Annotated in this window: 1 protein-coding gene; it reads right to left on the reverse strand. The window is 61.2% G+C overall.

Annotation, left to right across the window (positions count from 1 at the left end; genetic code table 11):
• Positions 1-562 precede the first annotated feature (562 nt).
• Positions 563-1,570 carry a PDR/VanB family oxidoreductase gene (locus tag SO139_RS46050; RefSeq protein ID WP_498542137.1) on the reverse strand — a complete coding sequence of 336 codons (1,008 nt, stop codon included), beginning with the start codon at positions 1,568-1,570 and terminating at the stop codon, positions 563-565.
• Positions 1,571-1,628: the final 58 nt, after the last annotated feature.

The raw sequence follows: 1,628 nt of genomic DNA on the forward strand, positions 1-1,628 counted from the left end.
AGAAGGCGACCGGTTTCGAAGTAGAGAAAGAAAGAGCCTGCGGGAAAAGGCGACATTGCCGTTGGGCAACAACCACAACCGACAGCTATCCTCGAACGCTCATGAAGGGCCGAACGACGCCGGCCCGGTATGACCTAGCGCTGCAAGGCTGCCGCATTTTCGAAGAGCGGACTCGATGAAGCGCTTTTCCGCCCTTGAGAAACCGAATAGGCACCCGTGAGCGATGAGCAAAGAACTATTGCTCGCGTATCGAGGCCATCAGAACCGGTCGATGCAGAGTTGCCCGCCTCGCTTGTTCACTCAAATTGCGGCGGGCCGTACCTCGTTCGGCGTGAGGACGCGACCGACCGGCTGATCGTCATTGAATCGCGATCGGTCTTGGCGATCTGGTGCCGAGCTAGCGGGTTACCGTCGAAGCGGGGAAGGGCAAGGTCGCGATCCCTCATTGGGATGTCCCCGCTCAATAACGACAGTTATCCGAAAAGGCATGTCGCGGAGTATCTCGGGCCGCGGAGCGTGGTGGAGCGAAGCTTACTCCTCGGTCTTATGCGACCGTGAAGCTCTACACCACCGGGACGTCCTGCGAATGACGCTGGGTCGGCGTTCGATCGGGTGTATCGATAGTTAGGCTACCGCTCGCAGCGCGCGACACGCAGGTACACAGCTTGCCGTTCGTCGCCCGCTCTTCACCGCTGAAGAAGACGTCACGATGATCGACCTCAGCCGATGCCTCCAGGATCGGCAGTACGCAAAGGCCGCATTCTCCCCGCCGGCAACCAAAGATCATGTCGACGCCGGCATCTTCAAGCGCCTCTAGCATGGAGCGGTTGGCAGGCACATCAATCTCCAGACCCAATCGGGGAATCCTGATCCTGAACGGCGCGTCTGCGAACCTGCCGGCATTGCCAAACGTCTCGTAGCGGAGCTGTGCCGCAGGCCTGCCCGCTTCGCGCCACAGGCGCTTGGCCGCCTCCAACATGCCGAATGGCCCACACACATAGAGCTCGCCGCGCGGATCGAGCCGGGCGATCTCGCCGGCGATATCGATGCGCTGTCCCTCTTCATTGACGAAGAGCTGAAGTCGTTCGCCGATATTGCGGGCAAGCTCGTCCGCGAGTGCCAGATCGCTGCGGCTACGCGCAGCATAGAGCAGGCGAAAATTCGCGTCCGTTCGCTTCAGTGCCAGCGCCATCGTGTAGATCGGCGTGATGCCGATCCCGCCGGCCAGCAGCAGGTAGTCCGGCCGATCGTAGCTCAATTCGAAGCTATTCTTTGGTTCTAAAATCGTGAGCGGTTCACCCGCCTTGAGGCGCCACATGCCGATAGACCCGCCCCGGCTCGACGCGAGCCGCTTGACGGCGATGCGATAGAGTCCGTCCGCACAGGGTCCTACCAACGAATAGCTACGAAGCTGGGGCCGCCCGTCGATCGGCACGAGAACGTCGATGTGACTGCCGGGCGTTACCTTAGCTGACGGGTAGTCCGGCTCGATCTCGAAGAGACGGACGTCAGGAGTAAGATCGCGCGTGGCGCGAAGACGTGCACCAATCGGTTCCATCGGCTGGGCCATGACTTTTCGCTCACTCGGCCGCAAGGTTTGCGACCACGCGGTCCTGCTCGTCGGCCAC

This window comes from Bradyrhizobium sp. UFLA05-89 (assembly GCF_059803475.1).